Source organism: uncultured Desulfovibrio sp. (genome assembly GCF_902477725.1).
Taxonomy (GTDB): domain Bacteria; phylum Desulfobacterota; class Desulfovibrionia; order Desulfovibrionales; family Desulfovibrionaceae; genus Desulfovibrio.
Window position 1 is genome coordinate 193,316 of sequence record NZ_CABSIF010000004.1, and the last position, 17,978, is coordinate 211,293.

Below are 17,978 nucleotides of genomic sequence, written 5' to 3' on the forward strand. Positions count from 1 at the left end.
CAATATGGGCGCACCCCTTCCGGCGCCTTGGATTTGCCGGATATCCGCTGCGGGAAACCGCAGCGGCAGGGGGAGCGCGCCCTGAAAAACCAAAATTTGGCGGATACCATGCAGGAGCATGAACTTGTCGTTATCGGTGCTGGCCCTGCCGGAGCCAGCGCAGGCATATACGCCCGCCGGGCTGGCCTCAACGTGTTGCTGCTCGAAAGCGGTAATGGCGGCAGCCAGATATGCAATACGCTTGATGTGGAAAACTGGCCCGGTCTGCCCAATGTGAGCGGGCCGGAACTGGACAAATCCTTTCGCGAGCATGCCGGGCATCTGGGCTGCACCTTTGCCAGGGGCGATGTGCTCGGGCTGGAAGCGCAGGGCGACCGCCAGATTATCCACACCACCAAGGGCGACTATGCGGCGCAAGCCGTCATCATCGCCAGCGGCGCTACCCACCGGCGGCTGGGCTGCCCCGGTGAAGACACGCTGACCGGGGCGGGGGTGAGCTACTGCGCTGTTTGCGATGCGCCCTTTTATGAAGGCGAGGCCGTGGCCGTTGTGGGCGGCGGTAATACTGCGGTGGAAGAAGCCCTCTATCTGACACGCTTTGCCAGCAAGGTGTATATTGTTCATCGGCGGGAGGCCTTCAGAGCGGACAGCGTGCTGGCAGGCCGCGCCCTCGCCAATGACAAAATCATTCCTGTCTGGAACAGCGCAGTGGCAAGCATCAACGGCAGCGAGATGGTCGAGGGCATGACCGTGCGCAATACGGCCAGCGGTGAATGCACCGAGCTTGAAGTGGCGGGCGTGTTTGTATGCGTGGGCATTGAACCCAATACGGCATTTCTTGATGAGCGCTTCCAGCGCGCGGATGGCGGCTGGCTGGCTACGGATGCCCACCTGCGCACATCTGTTCTGGGTGTTTTTGCAGCGGGCGATGTACGCGACACCCCTTTGCGCCAGATTGTCACGGCGGCGGCAGACGGTGCGTTGGCTGCCATTTCCGCCTATCACTGGCTGCAATCCCGCTAGCGAATTTCCAGCCTTGCGGCCCGCGTGGCCTTGGGCTGTGCAGTAAAAATAATCACCGTCTGCGGTACGGCAGATCGGCAAGGAGATTCCCATGCTTGCAATAGACAGAGACAGTTTTGAACAGGAAGTGCTGCAAAGCAGCGAGCCGGTAGTTGTGGAGTTTTGGGGCGAGCAGTGCTCCGTTTGCGTGGCCATGATGCCGGAAGTGGAAGAACTGGCAAAAAGTTTTGAGGGCCGGGTCAAGTTCTGCAAGATACCCATCGCCGGAAGTCGCAGGCTCTGCATTGAACTCAAAATCATGACCGTGCCTGTGTTCCTGTTCTACAAAAATGGCGAACTGGTTGACCGCGTCGCCAATCAGGATCTGAGCGTGGAAAGCATCCGTGCCAAGGCGGAATCCCTGCTTAAATAGCCTTAAAGGGCGGCGCAACGGTACTGGCTGAGTTTTCTCCCTGACCGCAGGCAGACCAAGGACAATACAAACTGACATGGGGCATAGTTGCGTTCGCTTACTGGGCGCATATGACCATGATGGATACTATGGATACCTACGCAAAATATCTCGAAATCCTGCGCGAAGAGCTGATCCCGGCCCAGGGCTGCACCGAACCCATTGCCATTGCCTTTGCCGGAGCGCTGGCGACAAAGGTTCTCGGAACCTTTCCCGACCGCCTGACAGTGGCTTGCAGCGGGAACATGATCAAGAACGCCAAGAGCGTTGTTGTGCCCAATTCCGGCGGACAGAAGGGCATTGCTGTTGCTGCCGCGCTCGGCGCGGTGGGGGGCAACCCCGACTTGCAGTTGCAGGTGCTCACCCCGGTCACCCCGGCGGATGCGGAGCGCGCCCGTCAGCTTGTGGCGGCGGGATTCTGCACTGTGGAGCTGCTCAAGAGCATTGTTAACCTGCACATTCAGGTAACGGCGGCGGCGGGCGAAAGCAGCGCCGTGGTGGAAATTGCCGAAGAACACACCAACGTGGTGCGCATTGAAAAGAACGGCAAGATTCTTGAGGGCGGGGAATACAAGCCTGATGTGCAGAGTCATGAAGAAAGCCGCGCTTTCATGAGTATCGCCGGAATTCTTGATTTTGCCGAGAACTGCAATATCGACGATGTGCGCGATATTCTGGACAAGCAGATTCTGTGCAACAGCAATATTGCCGTTGAAGGCCTGAGCCACCAGTATTCCATGGGTGTTGGCCGCTCCCTGCTTGATTCGCGCGGCAGCGATGTGCGCACCCGGGCCACGGCGGTGGCAGCCGCTGGCTCCGATGCCCGCATGGGCGGCAGCGATCTGCCGGTCATCATCAATTCCGGCAGCGGCAATCAGGGCATTACGGTTTCGCTGCCGGTCATTGAATACGCCCGCGAACTTGGCCTGCCGGACGAAAAGCTTTACCGGGCGCTGCTCATCAGCAATCTTGTGGCCATACACAACAAGTCGGGCATTGGCAGGCTTTCGGCCTACTGCGGGGCGGTCAGCGCAGCCTGCGGCAGCGGGGCGGCCATTACCTGGATGCACGGCGGCAGCTATCAGCAGATCGCCGACACCATCATCAATACGCTGGTCAATGTGTCGGGCATTGTGTGCGATGGTGCCAAAAGCTCCTGCGCGGCCAAAATATCCTCGGCAGTGGATGCCGCCATCACCGCGCACGATCTCTCCATGCAGGGCAAGGTTTTTCCTGCGGGCGAGGGCATTGTGAAGGGCGATGTGGAAGAAACCATCCGCAGTGTCTCCCGTCTGGCCCGCGAGGGCATGCGCGAAACGGATATTGAAGTGCTGCATATCATGATTGATTAGGCGGCGGGCCTGGGCTTGGTCCTGCGCCTGATCCTGCGCCATATCTACAGCCATGCTGTGTTTGCCTGCGCCATTGCCGCGCCTGCCGGGTTTGAGCCCGACAGGCGCGCTTGCTTTTGTGGTGGTGGGCCGCAGATCGCAGTTCTGCACAGGGAGCGTCTTTGTTGGAGCGCAAGGCCACTTGAAAAAGAATCCGCTAACGGATAGGCTCATATATTACACGAGCGCCCAGTGCATTGGCGAGTCTGGCGGGCCTGAGGGCCTCTCTGTTTGACCAAAGGCTTCCTCTGCACGCCGTGCGCGGCAACCCGCATATGTCTGCGGCCTGCCAGCACAGGGCACCCGTTTTATCCGCCTGACGGAGCTGCCGTTTTGGCGGCGCAAACCCTTGGCCTGCATGGCCGGGTTTGTCATCAATCCAGCGCGCCCATTTGGCGCGCGCTTCGCCCCGCGTTATCTCAAACGCCGCAGGGCCGGAAGCGTCACCAAATTTTGAGGAGCATCATGAGTAACGAACCGGACAAGATTATTTATTCCATGATCCGCGTCACCAAGCGTCATGGCCAGAAGGAAGTGCTGAAAGACATTTCTCTTTCGTACTTTTACGGGGCCAAAATCGGCGTGCTTGGTCTGAACGGCGCGGGTAAATCCAGCCTGCTGCGCATTCTGGCGGGCGTGGATCAGGCCTTTGACGGCAAGACCGTGCTGGCCCCGGGCTACACCATCGGCTATCTGGAACAGGAGCCGCTCAAGGGTGAAACCCGCACCGTGCGCGAAGTGGTTGAAGACGGCGTGAGCGACCTCACCGCCATTGCCCGCGAATTTGAAGAAATCAACGCCAAGTTCGCCGAGCCAATGGAAGCGGACGAGATGGACGCCCTCATCGCCCGTCAGGCCGAAGTGCAGGAACTCATGGACGCCAAGAACGTCTGGGATCTGGATTCGCGCCTTGAAATGGCCATGGACGCCCTGCGCTGCCCCCCCGGCGACATGCCCGTTGCCCAGATTTCGGGTGGTGAGCGCCGCCGCGTGGCCCTGTGCCGCCTGCTGCTGGAATCGCCCGACATCCTGCTGCTTGACGAACCCACCAACCACCTTGACGCCGAATCGGTGGCATGGCTGGAACGCTTCCTTTCCACCTTCCCCGGTACTGTCATTGCCGTTACCCATGACCGCTACTTCCTCGACAATGTGGCGGGCTGGATTCTGGAACTGGACCGTGGCCGGGGCATTCCGTGGAAGGGCAACTATTCTTCCTGGCTGGAGCAAAAGCAGAAGCGCCTTGCCAACGAAGAAAGAACCGAAGCCGACCGCCAGAAGACCCTGCAACGCGAACTGGAATGGGTGCGTATGTCGGCCAAGGGCCGCCACGCCAAGGGCAAGGCACGTCTTAACGCCTACGAGGCCATGCTCTCGCACGAGAGTGAAAAGCGCGCGCCCGATCTGGAAATCTACATTCCGCCGGGGCAGCGCCTTGGCAAGGTTGTCTTTGAGCTTGAAGGCGTCAGCAAGGGCATGGGCGACAGGGAACTGATGGAAAACGTCAACGCCATCATCCCCCCCGGCGCCATTGTGGGCATTATCGGCCCCAACGGCGCGGGCAAGACCACCCTGTTCAAGATGCTTGTGGGGCAGGAAAAGCCCGACACCGGCACGCTCAAGGTGGGCGAAACAGTGCAGTTTGCCTATGTGGACCAGGGCCGCGAATCCCTCACCCCCGGCAAGACCGTGTATGAGGTCATCAGCGACGGCGCAGAAGTCATCAAGCTGGGCGGGCGTGAAGTCAACGCACGCGCCTACTGCACGCGCTTCAACTTCCACGGCGCTGACCAACAGAAGAAGGTGGACGTGCTTTCGGGCGGTGAACGCAACCGTGTACACCTGGCCTGCATGCTCAAGTCCGGCGCAAACGTGCTGCTGCTTGACGAACCCACCAACGATATTGACGTAAACACCATGCGCGCCCTTGAAGACGCACTGGACAACTTTGCCGGTTGCGTGCTGGTCATCAGCCATGACCGCTGGTTCCTCGACCGCGTGGCCACCCACATCATGGCCTTTGAAGGCGATTCCAGCGTGGTGTTTTATGAAGGCAACTATACGGACTACGAAGAAGACCGTAAAAAGCGGCTCGGCAAAGATGCCGACACGCCGCACCGCATCAAGTACCGCAAACTGACGCGTTAGCCGCCCGCCGCCGCGCTGCATCTTGCGGCGCGGCGGCTTTGTATGCGGCGGTTTTCGCCGGAGGGCCAATGTCGTACACCGTCCTTTCTCCCCTGCGTTTTTTCCTTTCCAGTCTTGGCATTTGCCGCAAATCTGCCAGCTGGCGACATGCGCTGCCTGCTCTGGCGCTGTGTTTATTGAGCAGTTTGTTCCCTTTGAGCACGCAGGCCGCAGCCTTGCCCAACACTCCAGCAGCGCCGCAGGCCGCGCGCCTCACGCCTTCCGGCGGGTTGCTTGAGGTGGAGCAGCAGGCACCTGTGGTTTCCGCCGATGGCGCAAGTCAGGTGCGCGTGGTCCTGCCCGCCGGGGCCGAAAATTTTCAGATATCCATACCGGGCCATACCATCGTACGCTGGGCATTTTTGCCCCAAACACTCGATCAGGGCGGCAATCTTGCCAAACTGCGCGAAGAGCGCCAGCACGCGTTGATGACCCTTGCGGGCAAGCTTGAGGCCGTAAGGGCCCAGCTGGCATTGTGGGAAGGCGCGCCCGCCGAGGGCAGCTTTCAGGATATGACCCAGCGCGAAAAGCGCATGGCCGAGGTAGTGCCAGCCCTCAGCTACGAAAAGGCCGAGCTGGAGCGCCGTCTGGCCCTGCTGAAGCAGGAGTTGCAGCAGTTGCCGCCAAGCCCCGAGCTTGGGCAGACAGTGCTGATCACCCTGCAAAAGCAGGTATCCGCAACAACGCTGCCTGTGCGTTACAGTTATACGCTGCGCAATTGCGGCTGGCGGCCCGCCTATGTTTTTGACGTGCAGCCCGACAAGGGCAAGGGCGATGCCGTGAGCGTGCGCTTTATGGCCGAGGTGTGGCAGTTTTCCGGCATGGACTGGACAGACACGCGCCTGACGCTTGTTTCCCGCGGGCAAGGCCCGCGTGAACCCATGCCTTTGCCGCACTGGGTGATTGATTCGCAGCCTCAGCCCGTGGCCCAGCCCCTTGCCAAGGCGGCCCCGCGCATGCTGATGGCAGCGGATGCCGCCATGCCCGAAGCTGCCCCCGCTCCTGTTGCGCCAGTGGAAGCCGATACCAGCGGTATGTACGCCGCCTGGACGCCCGGAGAAAAGGGCTTGCCCGAAGGCCGCTCGCGCCTGCTGGTGTTGGCGGATGAATGGAAGGCTCCTTTGCAGTGGCTGGCGCGTCCCTCCGTGGGCGACAGCCGCGTGTGGCTCATGGCGCGTCACACCCTGCCCGAGGGGCAAGCCTGGCCTGACGGGCAGGCCGAATTCAGCGTGGACGGGCAGAGCGTGGGCATGGGGCAGTTCCGCCCCAAAGGCAACGAGGTTACGCTCTACTTTGGCGCGGATCCGCGCGTACAGGTCAATGCCGTTGCCGATTTGCGCCAGCGCGGCGAAAAGGGCTTTATCGGCAAGAGCCGTACCTGGACATGGGGCTGGACGTATACCGTGCGCAACACCCGCGACAGGGCCGTGACGGTGCGCCTTGAGCGGCCCATGCCCATGCTGGTGGATCAGGGCGTTACCGTGACCTACCGCGACAAGCCGCAGGCCCAGCAGGATGCCAAGGAACATCTGCTGTTCTGGAATGTGGATGCGCCAGCGGGCGGCAAGGCCGAGGTCAAGCATGAGCTGACCATCACCTCGCCTGTGGAGATTGAGTTGAATCCCGATGCGCCCTAGGGTTATATCCATCAAAAATTACTAATGATAAAGGCCCGCGTTGCTGTAACGCGGGCCTTTTACTCTGCAACAGGTTGTTGGTTGCTCTTGCTGCGCTCTCGGCTACAAGAACGGTTGTCTAGAACATGCTATTTTCGTTGGCAGATTGGGCTGGGACATCCTGAATGATATCCCAGTGCTCCACGATTTTACCGTTCTTGACGCGGAATATATCAAGAACCGCCTGTCCTCTATCCGAAGGGGAATTGGTGGAGTGGACCTGCAACCAGACCAGATCACCAGACGTAGCAGTGCGCACTATGCGTGCTTTCGACTGCGCCGTTTCCTTAAAAAACTGGCTGAAGTAGTCCACAAAAGGCTTTTTGCCATCCGGCACTTCAGGGTTATGCTGTTTGTAGTTTTCGCTGACAACCTCGGCAGCGCGGGCTACTTCATGTTCGTTGAAAAACTGCTCGTAAAAGTTGACGACCAGCTTGAGGTTGGCTTCCTCTGTCGCGAGGTCGCGCCGGGTATCCTGCGCTACGGCCTGCCCGCCGGTAAGTGCGGTCAGGGCAAGCAGAAACGTCATAATGATGCTGCGAAACATGTTGTCTCCCGTTCGGTCAGTGGGTTAGTAGCCTACAGTGAAGCGTTTGCGCACGTGTTGTGGATGTTCCAGTTCATCAACAAATGCTATGGCATAGTCTTCAAAGGAAATACTTGAACCATTGGCATTGGTCAGCAACTGGTCTTCACCCAGACGAAAAATTCCGGTGCGCTCACCATGGATGAACATGGCCGACGGTGAAAGGAAGGTCCATTCCAGATCGGTTGTTTCGCGTAAGAGTTGCAGAAATTTTGCTCCACCTGAAGCTTCCTTCTTGTACGCCTCCGGAAAATCGGGCTGATCCATCAACCGCTTGCCGGGCGCAACTTCGAGACTGCCAGCGCCACCAACTACCATATACCGTGCAACGCCCGCGCTGCGCACTGCATTGATAAGCAGTTGCGGGTCGCTCGCAGAAAAATAGACTGCGCTTGCAACAACGTCATGCCCACGCAACAGATTGGGCAGGTTTTCCGAATCGTATACATCTCCTTTAACGGGTGAAACGCCTGGAAGCTGGGCGATTTTTTCCGGATGGCGGGCAATGGCCGTGATCTGATGCCCACGACGGGAAAGCTCGGCAAGTATCTGTGAGCCTGCATTTCCTGAAGCGCCAATGAGTGCGATTTTCATGATATTGTCCTTATGGTTTCGATTTGATACAAGGTATGCATTCGAGACTAAGGTATACGTGAAAAGAGAAAGCGCGCAAGAAGTCACGGCAAAATTATCAGGTCATCAAAATGTGACCATTGTCAGCGGGGGGAATTATGAAAGAGGTTGGATCGCACGCAACCGCAAACGAATTTGAACAACCTTGCCCAATCCGGGATGTTCTTGATCGCATAGGCGACCAGTGGAGTCTGCTGATTCTTGAGGCGCTGGAAGGTAGAACCTTGCGGTTCAGTGAACTGCTCCGCGAGCTTGGTGACATCTCCAAACAGATGTTGTCAAAAACACTCAAGCACCTTGAGCAGGATGGGTACATTCAGCGAACCGTTTACCCGGAAGTGCCGCCAAGAGTCGAATACAATCTGGATGATCTCGGGAAGTCGTTTCTTGTGCCCATGAAGCAGTTAGTAGCCTGGGCAGCAGTAAACCACCGAGCTATCTGCAATGCGCGAGTTATGCACACCGAAAAGAACAATCCAGGCTCTCCCTATGCTCCTCGCTGAAGATTGATCCTGCCGGAATTTTTGCCGTAAGCCTTGAGAACACAAATTTTTTCGCGAGTTGCTCCATTAATCTCCGCATGGGCCGCCCATGCGGAGATTAATTTGTGCTTGACTGACTACCTTCCGGTAGGTAGTCAGTCAGGGCAAGTTTATGGTGAGATTTTTGCTCACTCAGAAAAAATGAGCAGATAAAACGGGGGGCAAGTGATGAATGACAAGTCACCATCAATGAACAAAATCTGCAAGGTTGCGGTAGAGCATTTTGCAAGGCGTGGGTATGATGCTTCATCATTGAATGACATTGCCGAAGAAGTCGGCATACGCAAGGCCTCGCTTTATTCTCATGTTTCAGGTAAAAATGAACTTTTTATGATTGTATTTGCGGACGCCTTGAAATCTGAAACAGAATTTGTGAATCAGTCATTCAGAGAAGAATCGTCACGTGATTTACCTGGATTCAGATATTGCTCTGAACTAGAGTCGCGTTATATCTCGTCAGCAGAATTACGCTTTTTGTTGAGGGCTGCCTATTTCCCACCGGTGTGCCTTGGGGCGGATATTGATGCCGGGTACGAGGAGTATCTGGGCAATATTTTTTCCGCCTTTGTGCAGAGGTTGTTGTGCGGCAAAACGCAAGATGAAGACCTGCTGAGAGCCGAGGCAAATACGTTCGGGCATGCCTATCTGGGTATTGTTGACAGCCTGCACGTCAAACTGATTTACACGGACGCTCAGGGCATAGATTCCCGATTGCAGGCGATGTTCCGTCTGCTTTCAGATTCTCTCCGTCTGGCCGGATTACGGGATTGAAGAAAGATATGCTGAAAGGACAGAGTCAAAAACTCGGAACATCACTGGTTGTAATTCTCGCATTGTTGACAGCGCTTGATGCCATGGCCATCGACATGTATCTGCCAGCCATGCCTGTTATTGCAGAGCACATGGCGGTTTCTGCCGGAAAAATCCAATTGACCCTTTCCGTTTTTCTTTGCGGTCTAGCCTTTGGTCAAGCCATTTACGGCCCATTGCTCGACAGTTTTGGGCGCCGCGCGCCGCTGCTCGCGGGGATAGGGATATTTGCTGTTGGTTCCATATTGGCAGCACTTTCCCCTAGTTTGCAGTGGTTGCTGGTTGCCAGATTTATTCAGGCCATTGGGGCGTCAGCGGGTCTTGTGACTCCCCGCGCCATTGTTACGGATATGTGCAGCGTCACCGAGTCCGCGTTGATATTCTCCATTTTGATGCAGGTGATGATGATCGCCCCCATTATGGCTCCCATCATCGGCAGTTTTTTGCTTGGGCATGGCGGGTGGCGTTTTGTGTTTGGAGCACTGGCTCTCATATCTGTTGCAGGATTCATCTGGGGATGGAAGACGCTCCCCGACTCATTGCCACAAAACAATCGCGTGCCCTTCAACCTGCATGCAGTTATTACGGGATATGCCGGTATTACCCGCTCGGCAGCTTTTGTTGCATATACTCTGGCTGGCGGGTGTGTGCTTGGGTCGCTGTTTACGTATATCAGCAGCTCCGCCTTTGTGTTCACCGGGCATTTTTCGTTAACTCCCAGCCAGTTCAGCTATCTTTTTGCGGGAAACTCCGTGGCTCTGGTTTTGGGGGGGCAAATCAGTTCAATACTGCTTAAAAGGGCGTTTCGCGAGGAATCGATAATGTTCTTCGGGCTGGCTATCCATACGTTTGCGGGTCTGGCCCTGCTGTTTTTTGTCATGGTTGGACAGCCCGATCTTTGGTCATACGCGGCGCTGACTGCTCTGGCTGTGGGGGCATTGGGGGCCGTATTCGGCAACATGACTGCGCTCACCATGAACAGCATCAAGGGGCAGGCTGGTATTGCATCTTCATTTATGGGCGCAGCGCAGTATCTGATTTCTGCCGTGATAGGGTACGCCGCAAGTATGCTGCCGCAAAATGCCATGCAGTTGCCGTTGGCAATTTTGATATGCGGTTTGTTGAGTTGCGCCATTTGTCTGTTTGCACATTACAAAGGCGCAAACACAGATCAGAAAATTATCGTGGAACAACGAAATTGCTGATTCCGCGGCAGGTTCATTTGTGATGTTGCAGTCATCAGCCAAACAGGGGCCGTAGCGTCAGCCAGAGGGCAATACTGGCAAGCGTCAGCCCTGCCAGCCCTTCAATAAGCGGAATACGTTTTTCCAACGCCCGCTGCGCGCCGGGCAGCGATATGGCGGCGGCAAGGGCGGCATCCCAGGCAAAGACCAGCAGGGTCATCCACACTCCGGCAAAGGCCTGCTGCGGCAGGGTGGCGGTGGGGCCGAGGATGACCGTCATGAGCGTGAGGTAAAAAACCGCGTTCTTGGGGTTGAGCAGAGCAGAGCCAAGCCCCGTGAGCAGTTGCCTGCCGGGAGAGAGGGGGCTTGCATGGCCTGTGGCGAGGCTGCCTGTCTGGTTATGTGAAGGTTGGCTTGGCGCGTGCTGGTCTGGTGTGGGCTGGTTTGGCGCGGGCTTGTTGTTGGCAGCCTCCCGGCTGGCCCGCAGCAGCAAAAAGCCCAGCCATGCCAGATAGGCCGCGCCCGCAAGCTCCAGCACCCGGTACAGGGCGGGCATTTGCCGCATGACAGACCAGCCGGAAACCGCCAGGCAGATATACAGGGCATTGCCCAGGGCGATACCAATGCAGATAAACAGAGAACCGCGCAACCGATGCCGCACGGCATGACCAATAATGAGAAAAAAATCCGGGCCGGGGCTGAGCAGGGCAAGAAAGTGCGCCAGCGCAAGGGCAGGAAACGCAGCGGGGATCAGTGTGGAAACAGACATGGGTGGCCTCCTTGCGGACAGCACACCCTATTTTTGTTTGCGCGTATTGTACGAATGTGATCGCCCCCGCTGATAGCAGCCCGGCGTGACGGAATAAAATTTTACAAACATGCGGTGAAAGTGGCTTTGATCGGCATAGCCTGCCGCCAGGGCCGCATCGGCAATGCTTTTGCCCTGACGCAACATGGCGCGGGCCTTTTCAAGCCGCAGGCAGTGCAGCCACGCCTTGGGCGGCAAGCCCGCTGTGCGGCGGAATGCGCGCGAAAAGCTCTCGCGCCGCAGGCCAGCCCTGCGGGCCAAAGATGTAACGGGCGCATGATCTGTTTCATGCGGGCCGTTTTCCTCTGCCACGGGCGCGCTGTCGGCGGCCAGCAGAATGTTTGTGGCGGCAAGGGGATAGTCCCTCTTTTTACCAGCATGTTCAGCACTGTTGGCGAGGCAGCCGTATCCCCATTGAAGCTGCCTGAAAAGCGTCACAAAGCGTATTTCCGCATCGTCCGCACCGTTGCAAAAAGCCTCCATGGCGGCCATCCCTTGCTGAAAAAGCGCCGGGTCGCGCACAACGGGCGGCGTTACTTCATACGCTTCGGCTATGCCCAGGGGGCGGCAAATGTTGCGCGCAAACCATGCCGCGTCAAAATAGGCCATAAGGTAGCTGCGCGCCTTGCCGTGCAGAGGATTGCAACTGTGCGGCAGGCCGGGGGCAATCAGGGCGATGTCGCCCTTGAGCGCTTCATGCGCTCGCCCCATGAGCGTAAAGCAGGTGCCGCCCTCAAGAATCAGGCCGAAAGAAAAAGCCGAATGGAAGTGCTCGGCGTAGGGCAGGGTGCTTTGCAGCGTGGTGCGCACCTCAAGATACGGATACTTGTCCGGCGAAATGAAGGTTTGCTGTGGGGCAGAAGGGCGGGGGGGCATGGCTTTTCACCGTTTGCAGTTGATGTGCCTGCAAGTGTAGTCATAGCCATACGGCATGGCAAGCGGGTGCCGCCCTGAGCATACGTGCAGGGGGTCAGGCAAAGAGGCGCACGCGCACTGCTGCGCCACGGCGCAAACCGCCTTTGGACATATCATCGCTGCCGGGCATGGTTATCCAGCCGTCCATGTCGCGCAGCACGGCGGTTTTGCCAGTGCCAGCGGCAACGGGCCAGGCTGTCACGCGCCCATGCTCACGCCCCAACATCACGGGGTAGTGGGTTGGAGCGTTTCCCTCCACAGGCAGGGCAATGCCAAGGCGTGCCAGCACAACTGGTTGCAAGTTCATATGCTGCGGCGAGGCCTGCTGCCCGGCGAGCCTTTGCAGTAGCGGTGCCAGAAAAACCTGCGCAGCCAGCGCAAGGCTGAGTGAATGCCCCGGCAAGCCCCATATGGCTGTCTGCCCCACACGCGCAAGGGTGAGAGGGCGGCCACTGCTTACCCTCTGGTCATGCCCGCATATCTCGCAGTCCGGCAGGCCTGCTATGGCCTGGGCGCTGAAATCGCGTTTGCCGCCGGAGGAACCGCCAATAACCACAATAACGTCGCAAGGCGTGGGGCCGCCGGGCAAGGCCGCGTGCAGATGCTGACCCAGAGCCTGCGCATTGTCCGGCGCAATGCCGAGGTGCAGGCAGCGCGCGCCCAGAGAGGTGGCCAGTCCCTCCAGAAGCAGGGCATTGGTATTGCTCTGGCAGGCGGCAAAGCCGTTCTGCGGGTCAGAATCGCAAAACTCGTCACCAGTGGAAAGAACTCCCAGCACGGGCTTGCGGTGCAGCGGTACCTCTTTGAAAAATTGCGCAAGCAGGGCCATATGGTGCGCCCCAAGCCTCGTTCCCGCCTGTGCCAGCAGCGCGCCCTGAGGCATGTCCGCACCGGGCGCAAGGATATTTTCCCCCACTGCGCACGGGGCGGAAACTGCCACCATTGGCGGAGCATCCTTTGAGTCTGCCGGCTGATCCCCCAGCGTTGCAAATTCCTGCATAAGCACGGCGTCAGCGCCTTTGGGCAAGGTACTACCAGTGTAGACGCGCCATGCCTCGCCTTTTTGCAGCGTGCCGCCGCAGGGCCTGCCCATGCGGCTTTCTCCCGTCATGTGTAGCAGCACTGGGGCTACGGGGGTTGCACCGGCAATGTCTGCGGCGCACACCGCATAGCCATCGCGTGTGGAACGGTGCGTGGAAGGGCAGGGAACAGGCGCATGCATATCTGCGGCAAGCACCCTGCCAAGGGCAGCGTTTACGGGTACAGGTTCAGGCTGCAAGGGGTTTGCTCCTGCAATAAAGGCGGTAATATCCGCAGTTTCCCGCAGGCAAAAATACAGGGACACGCCGTGACCTTCCTTGTGGATTGCACTCCACTGGCTGATTTTTTATTTTTGTAACTATAGTAATTTACAATGGAATTGTAAATATTGTTATATTTTAGTATGTTAAAAAATGTTTAACGTGGTGAAAAATAACACATGAGCTTGACTGCACAAAGCGATTTACCTAAGCTTTGTTCACGCAAACAATAAAAACCATGAAGGTTGTCAGGTAATTGTTGCGCAGAGCCAACCAGTTGCGCGAGTTAATACGTTTTCCACGCGGTATCCCCCCTCACCGTTTACGGGCAACATTTGGCTCAGGGTTTCCTCTCCACCTGTTACCAGCATACAAAATATCAGCCAGAATTAAAAAGAGCACATTGTTCATTGCGGGAATGATGTGAAAAAAAGAACAAATTTGTATTAGACCACAATCTGATGCCTCGGGCCGACCAGGGCGCAGGTTGCCATGAACTTTGGCACACGCTGGCAGGCGTTGTGGATTGCCGGGAATTGCCGCCTCCGTGAAAACAGCGGCTCCGCATAGTAAAGGAAGGGGTGCTATGGCTTTGCTCAAAAACACAATTGCAGGTGATGTTCTGCCGCTGGCTTCTCCCCCAGCCACGGTGCGCAGTTACGATATCCTGACCTACAGCAACGGCAAGGTTGCGCCGTCCGTATTTTTGTCGTGCCGTGAGCAGACGCTGACCATGCATGTCAACGGCGTGCCCTTTGTGCGCGTGGCCTGTTCGGGGCAGCATTTGCGCTACCTTGTGCCGGGATTTCTCTATTCCTGCGGTGTTATTGAAAGCCTGCATGATCTCGCCGGGGTGGACGTAACGCCATTGCCTGTCGCCGCCTCAGGGGCAACGTCTCCCGATGGGGCGGAAGAAGTGCGGGTGGACGTGCTGCTGCGCGGGGCCTGCTGTAGCAAGGCGGCTGGTTCTACGGAGCAGGCCGCCCCCAAGCTCACCATCACTTCGGCCATGGGCTGGAACATTCCCCTGGCAGCCCGAAAACTGCGCTGCATGCCGCGCGCGAAAGTTCCCAGCTGGGAGCCGCGCGTCATTCTGCGGGCCGCGCAAGAGCTGGAAGAACGCTCCGAAGTATTCCACCAGACTGGTGGCTGCCACAACGCAGCTCTGCTCAACAGGCAGGGCATGGTTTTTTATTGCCTTGATATTGGCCGCCATAACGCCATTGATACCCTTGTGGGCTACATGCTTGTGGAAGGGCTGAACCCCGCTGATCATATGATAATCAGCAGTGGGCGCATTGCCTCTGAAATCGCGCAAAAGGCGGTGCGCATTGGCGTGCCTGTTTTTGCTTCTCTTTCTCGTGCCATGTCGCGTGCTGTGGACATGGCGCGCGCAACCGGGTTGACTCTGCTGGGCAATGTAAAGTCCGGCAGCATGCACATATATCATGAAAACGGGCAGCTTGTGCTGCCGTGATGCCGTTGTCGATCATGACAAGGAGCGCTGTATGGCTGATATGCTGAGCAAACTGAAACGTGCCGATGAAGATATGCTGCTCGAAAACCTTTCGCGCCGTGGATTCATCAAGGTAACTTCCTGCGCGGCCCTTGGGCTGGCCACGCTGCAAGCTTCCGAGGCTCTGGCCACCATGAAGGCCTCGCCACTGGTGATTATGGAAAAAGCAGCCGGCATGATCGTGGGCGACCCCACCCTCTGCGTGTGCTGTCAGCGGTGCGAGCTTGCCTGTACGGAATTCAACGACGGCAAGGCCGACCCCAAACTTGCGCGCATCAAAATAAGCCGCAATGCCATGTTTGGGCCGGAGGGCGGGCTGGAAAACACCACCAAGGGCATCTACGGCTCAGGTTCGCTGGTGATTCAGGATACCTGCAAGCAGTGTCCGCACCCGGTGCCCTGCGCCACGGCCTGCCCGCAAAATGCCATTATCGCTCAAAAGGGCACGGGCACCCGCATGGTGCTCAAAGACCGCTGCGTGGGCTGCCGCCTGTGCCAGAAGGCCTGTCCCTGGGGCGTGATGACCTTTGATGAAGAGCAGGGCAAGGCCGACAAGTGCTTTTTGTGCAATGGCGCGCCCAAGTGCGTGGATGCCTGCCCGGCAGCCGCACTGCGCTATGTGCCGTGGAGCGACCGCACCCGCGAGGCCACCACGCGCGGTTCGTTTTCGCTTATGGTGCCCGATGACCGCCGCGCCGCCTGCAACGCCTGCCATGTGGAATCGCCCGGCGGGCCGCGTAACCTCAAATACGAGCAGTAGCGCGCACCCCTTGCACCTTGCAGAGCGAGGCGCAGCGGGCATTCACAGGAAGTACGCTCCATCAGCGAGCCGGAGGAATTTATGGCAAGGAAATTTGGCGGTTATCAGGGCAAGGGCCTGCGGGTCAATCTGAGTACGGGCCGCATCACTGTTGAAGACACCTATCAGTATCTTGACCTTATTGGCGGCACGGGCCTTGGCTACAAGGTTTTTTGGGACGAAGTCCCCCCCAAGACCAAGGCTTATGACGAAGCCAACAAGATAGTTTTTGCCGTGGGGCCGCTGGCCGGTACGGGCGCTTTGTGCAGCGGACGCACGGCGGTTACCACCATCATGCCTGTTTCGTGGCCGCAGCACCTCATCGGTTCCGGTCATATGGGCGGCAACTTTGCCGAGCACCTGAAATACGCGGGCTACGACTTCCTCATCATTGAGGGCAAGGCCGAGCGCCCCGTGTGGTTGCATGTGCGCGATGGCAAGGCGTGGCTCAAGGATGCCAGCCACGTGTGGGGCCAGGGCACCCGCCGCACCACCCGCGTTATCAGCGAAGAAGTGGGGGCTGACGGTACCGTTGCCGCCATCGGGCCTGCCGGTGAAAATCTGGTTCCGTATTCCGTGGTGGTCAACAGCCGCGCCCACACCGCAGGCTGTGGCATCGGGGCCGTCATGGGCTCCAAGATGCTCAAGGCCATTGCCCTTCAGGGCAGCCAGCCCGTGCACATTGCGGGCGACAAGGCCGACTGGGAAAAGCTCATCAACTACCATCGCACCATCATCGGCGCCAACAATCAGCATGTGGTTCCCAACTTCCCCAGTCCGCTTTTTGAGTACTGGGATGCCGGTTCCCGCTGGGTGGGCGCGCCGGGCAAGCGCTGGGGCGCATCTGAAGCCCCCGTTACCCTTACAAACGATGTGCGTTCGCTCAACCGCATTTCGTACCGCACCAACAATGCCGCCTATTTTCTGGGCGACAATGTGTGGCAGTACACCGTGCGCAACAACGGCTGTTTTTCCTGCCCCATCCGCTGTTATACAGTGATGAAGGACGAAGACACGGCGGCCAAGTTCGGCGTCAGCCCCATTCAGTTCAATACCTGCGTGGGCATGTTTGGCGGGCGTGAGTGGTTCCCCAAGCTTTCGCGCAAAAAGAGCGATCTTGCGCGGCAGGCCGGTTTTGTGGGCATTGAACTCATGGACGATCTGGGCGTGTGGGAAAACTACGGCCAGTTGTTCCGCGATTTCAGCAATATGTACGAAGACGGCATCTGGAAGCAGAAGCTCGGCGCGGACGAATACAAGTCCATACCCTGGGAAATGGTGGACGCCTGCAATCCCGAATTCATCAAGACAGCCGTGCATCGCATTGCCTACAAGGAAGGCGAGTTCGGCCAGCTTCTGGGCATGGGCACTGGCTACATGCTTGAAAAAATGGGCATCCCCGAAGAAAAGTGGAAGGACGATCACCGCACAGTCTACTGGAAGATGGGGCACCCCAAGCATCACGCCAACGAGGACGACGGCCAGACCGGGTGCGTCATCAACACCCAGTACAACCGCGACCCCATGTGCCACTCCAACTGCAACTTTGTGCGCAGCGGCCTGCCCATTGATGTGCAAAAGCGCCTTGCCGAGCACTTCTGGGGTTCTGCCGACGCGGTGGACGCCATCGGCGACTACAAGCCCACCAACAAGTACAAGATGATCCGCGCCAAGTGGTCCATCGAGCGCAAGGAACTGCACGACATGCTTTCATTCTGCAACTGGATGGGGCCGTGGATTTCCACACCCAACAAGCAGGATGGCTACATGGGCGACAACAGCCTTGAGAGCAAATACTACCGCGTCCTCACCGGGCACAACCTGGACGTCAAGGAACTGGACCGCTGCGCAGAGCGCGCCTTTAACCTGCACCGCGCCTATACCGCGCGCCAGATGCAGACCACGGACATGCGCAAAAAGCACGACCAGTACCCCAACTGGCTGTTTGAAGACAAAAAGAACAAGGCTCCCTTCACCAAGGGCACCATCCGCATGGACAAGGCCGATATCGAAAAGAGCCTCGACCTGTTCTACGAAGTGCAGGGCTGGGATGTGAAATCCGGCCTGCCCAGCGCGAACCACTACCGTTCGCTGGGCCTCAATGACGTGGCCGATACCATGACCAAGGAAAAGCTGGTCCCCGGCGCGTAACCTTG

Annotated in this window: 16 protein-coding genes; 11 read left to right on the forward strand and 5 right to left on the reverse strand. The window is 57.9% G+C overall.

Annotation, left to right across the window (positions count from 1 at the left end):
• Positions 1-108: 108 nt before the first annotated feature.
• The 5 genes from trxB to RDK48_RS04925 all read left to right on the forward strand — a co-directional run bounded on the left by trxB (position 109) and on the right by RDK48_RS04925 (position 6,689).
• Positions 109-1,023: a thioredoxin-disulfide reductase gene (gene trxB / locus RDK48_RS04905; RefSeq protein WP_298992771.1), complete on the forward strand. Its 915-nt coding sequence runs from the start codon at positions 109-111 to the stop codon at positions 1,021-1,023.
• 91 nt (positions 1,024-1,114) lie between these two features.
• A complete protein-coding gene (locus tag RDK48_RS04910) occupies positions 1,115-1,435 on the forward strand; it encodes a co-chaperone YbbN (protein ID WP_298992768.1) in 321 nt (106 codons plus the stop codon).
• Between the two features lie 116 nt (positions 1,436-1,551).
• Complete coding sequence (locus tag RDK48_RS04915; protein WP_298992765.1) at positions 1,552-2,826, forward strand: serine dehydratase subunit alpha family protein; 1,275 nt, start codon at positions 1,552-1,554, stop codon at positions 2,824-2,826.
• Between the two features lie 504 nt (positions 2,827-3,330).
• A complete protein-coding gene (gene ettA / locus RDK48_RS04920; RefSeq protein WP_298992762.1) occupies positions 3,331-5,013 on the forward strand; it encodes an energy-dependent translational throttle protein EttA in 1,683 nt (560 codons plus the stop codon).
• A gap of 68 nt (positions 5,014-5,081) precedes the next feature.
• Entirely contained in the window at positions 5,082-6,689 is a 1,608-nt protein-coding gene (locus RDK48_RS04925) for a DUF4139 domain-containing protein (protein WP_298992759.1), read from the forward strand.
• A gap of 118 nt (positions 6,690-6,807) precedes the next feature.
• On the opposite strand, the gene RDK48_RS04930 is transcribed toward RDK48_RS04925, so the two are convergent.
• Complete coding sequence (locus tag RDK48_RS04930) at positions 6,808-7,275, reverse strand: ester cyclase (protein ID WP_298992756.1); 468 nt, start codon at positions 7,273-7,275, stop codon at positions 6,808-6,810.
• Positions 7,276-7,299: 24 nt separating this feature from the next.
• Positions 7,300-7,908 (reverse strand): NAD(P)-dependent oxidoreductase, encoded by a 609-nt coding sequence (locus RDK48_RS04935; RefSeq protein ID WP_298992753.1) that lies wholly within the window; start codon positions 7,906-7,908, stop codon positions 7,300-7,302.
• A 137-nt stretch (positions 7,909-8,045) separates the two neighbouring features.
• Between RDK48_RS04935 and RDK48_RS04940 the strand changes: the two genes are divergently transcribed.
• From RDK48_RS04940 to RDK48_RS04950, 3 genes are all read left to right on the forward strand, one after another.
• On the forward strand, positions 8,046-8,450 hold the full coding sequence (locus RDK48_RS04940) for a helix-turn-helix domain-containing protein (protein WP_298992751.1): 405 nt from the start codon (positions 8,046-8,048) through the stop codon (positions 8,448-8,450).
• A 207-nt stretch (positions 8,451-8,657) separates the two neighbouring features.
• Entirely contained in the window at positions 8,658-9,260 is a 603-nt protein-coding gene (locus RDK48_RS04945; RefSeq protein ID WP_298992749.1) for a TetR/AcrR family transcriptional regulator, read from the forward strand.
• An 8-nt stretch (positions 9,261-9,268) separates the two neighbouring features.
• Positions 9,269-10,504: a multidrug effflux MFS transporter gene (locus RDK48_RS04950; protein WP_298992747.1), complete on the forward strand. Its 1,236-nt coding sequence runs from the start codon at positions 9,269-9,271 to the stop codon at positions 10,502-10,504.
• A gap of 34 nt (positions 10,505-10,538) precedes the next feature.
• Here RDK48_RS04950 and RDK48_RS04955 read toward each other — a convergent pair whose 3' ends face one another.
• From RDK48_RS04955 to RDK48_RS04965, 3 genes are all read right to left on the reverse strand, one after another.
• Entirely contained in the window at positions 10,539-11,252 is a 714-nt protein-coding gene (locus RDK48_RS04955; RefSeq protein WP_298992745.1) for a LysE family translocator, read from the reverse strand.
• Positions 11,253-11,279: 27 nt separating this feature from the next.
• The gene (locus tag RDK48_RS04960; RefSeq protein WP_298992743.1) at positions 11,280-12,167 is read right to left on the reverse strand and encodes an AraC family transcriptional regulator; all 888 of its coding nucleotides are present in this window, start codon (positions 12,165-12,167) and stop codon (positions 11,280-11,282) included.
• Positions 12,168-12,261: 94 nt separating this feature from the next.
• Positions 12,262-13,551: a molybdopterin molybdotransferase MoeA gene (locus RDK48_RS04965; RefSeq protein WP_298992741.1), complete on the reverse strand. Its 1,290-nt coding sequence runs from the start codon at positions 13,549-13,551 to the stop codon at positions 12,262-12,264.
• Between the two features lie 542 nt (positions 13,552-14,093).
• On the opposite strand from RDK48_RS04965, the gene RDK48_RS04970 reads away from it, so the two are divergent.
• The 3 genes from RDK48_RS04970 (at position 14,094) to RDK48_RS04980 (ending at position 17,973) form a co-directional block, all read left to right on the forward strand.
• Complete coding sequence (locus tag RDK48_RS04970) at positions 14,094-14,984, forward strand: formate dehydrogenase accessory sulfurtransferase FdhD (protein ID WP_298992739.1); 891 nt, start codon at positions 14,094-14,096, stop codon at positions 14,982-14,984.
• Between the two features lie 31 nt (positions 14,985-15,015).
• A complete protein-coding gene (locus RDK48_RS04975) occupies positions 15,016-15,783 on the forward strand; it encodes a 4Fe-4S dicluster domain-containing protein (RefSeq protein ID WP_240824696.1) in 768 nt (255 codons plus the stop codon).
• 81 nt (positions 15,784-15,864) lie between these two features.
• Complete coding sequence (locus RDK48_RS04980) at positions 15,865-17,973, forward strand: aldehyde ferredoxin oxidoreductase (RefSeq protein WP_215647756.1); 2,109 nt, start codon at positions 15,865-15,867, stop codon at positions 17,971-17,973.
• Positions 17,974-17,978: the final 5 nt, after the last annotated feature.

Bases quoted from the DNA above. Each gene is read 5' to 3' on its own strand.
- trxB (WP_298992771.1), top strand. From the start codon at position 109: ATGCAGGAGCATGAACTTGTCGTTATCGGTGCTGGCCCTGCCGGAGCC.
- RDK48_RS04910 (WP_298992768.1), top strand. From the start codon at position 1,115: ATGCTTGCAATAGACAGAGACAGTTTTGAACAGGAAGTGCTGCAAAGC.
- RDK48_RS04915 (WP_298992765.1), top strand. From the start codon at position 1,552: ATGATGGATACTATGGATACCTACGCAAAATATCTCGAAATCCTGCGC.
- ettA (WP_298992762.1), top strand. From the start codon at position 3,331: ATGAGTAACGAACCGGACAAGATTATTTATTCCATGATCCGCGTCACC.
- RDK48_RS04925 (WP_298992759.1), top strand. From the start codon at position 5,082: ATGTCGTACACCGTCCTTTCTCCCCTGCGTTTTTTCCTTTCCAGTCTT.
- RDK48_RS04930 (WP_298992756.1), bottom strand. From the start codon at position 7,275: ATGTTTCGCAGCATCATTATGACGTTTCTGCTTGCCCTGACCGCACTT.
- RDK48_RS04935 (WP_298992753.1), bottom strand. From the start codon at position 7,908: ATGAAAATCGCACTCATTGGCGCTTCAGGAAATGCAGGCTCACAGATA.
- RDK48_RS04940 (WP_298992751.1), top strand. From the start codon at position 8,046: ATGAAAGAGGTTGGATCGCACGCAACCGCAAACGAATTTGAACAACCT.
- RDK48_RS04945 (WP_298992749.1), top strand. From the start codon at position 8,658: ATGAATGACAAGTCACCATCAATGAACAAAATCTGCAAGGTTGCGGTA.
- RDK48_RS04950 (WP_298992747.1), top strand. From the start codon at position 9,269: ATGCTGAAAGGACAGAGTCAAAAACTCGGAACATCACTGGTTGTAATT.
- RDK48_RS04955 (WP_298992745.1), bottom strand. From the start codon at position 11,252: ATGTCTGTTTCCACACTGATCCCCGCTGCGTTTCCTGCCCTTGCGCTG.
- RDK48_RS04960 (WP_298992743.1), bottom strand. From the start codon at position 12,167: ATGCCCCCCCGCCCTTCTGCCCCACAGCAAACCTTCATTTCGCCGGAC.
- RDK48_RS04970 (WP_298992739.1), top strand. From the start codon at position 14,094: ATGGCTTTGCTCAAAAACACAATTGCAGGTGATGTTCTGCCGCTGGCT.
- RDK48_RS04975 (WP_240824696.1), top strand. From the start codon at position 15,016: ATGGCTGATATGCTGAGCAAACTGAAACGTGCCGATGAAGATATGCTG.
- RDK48_RS04980 (WP_215647756.1), top strand. From the start codon at position 15,865: ATGGCAAGGAAATTTGGCGGTTATCAGGGCAAGGGCCTGCGGGTCAAT.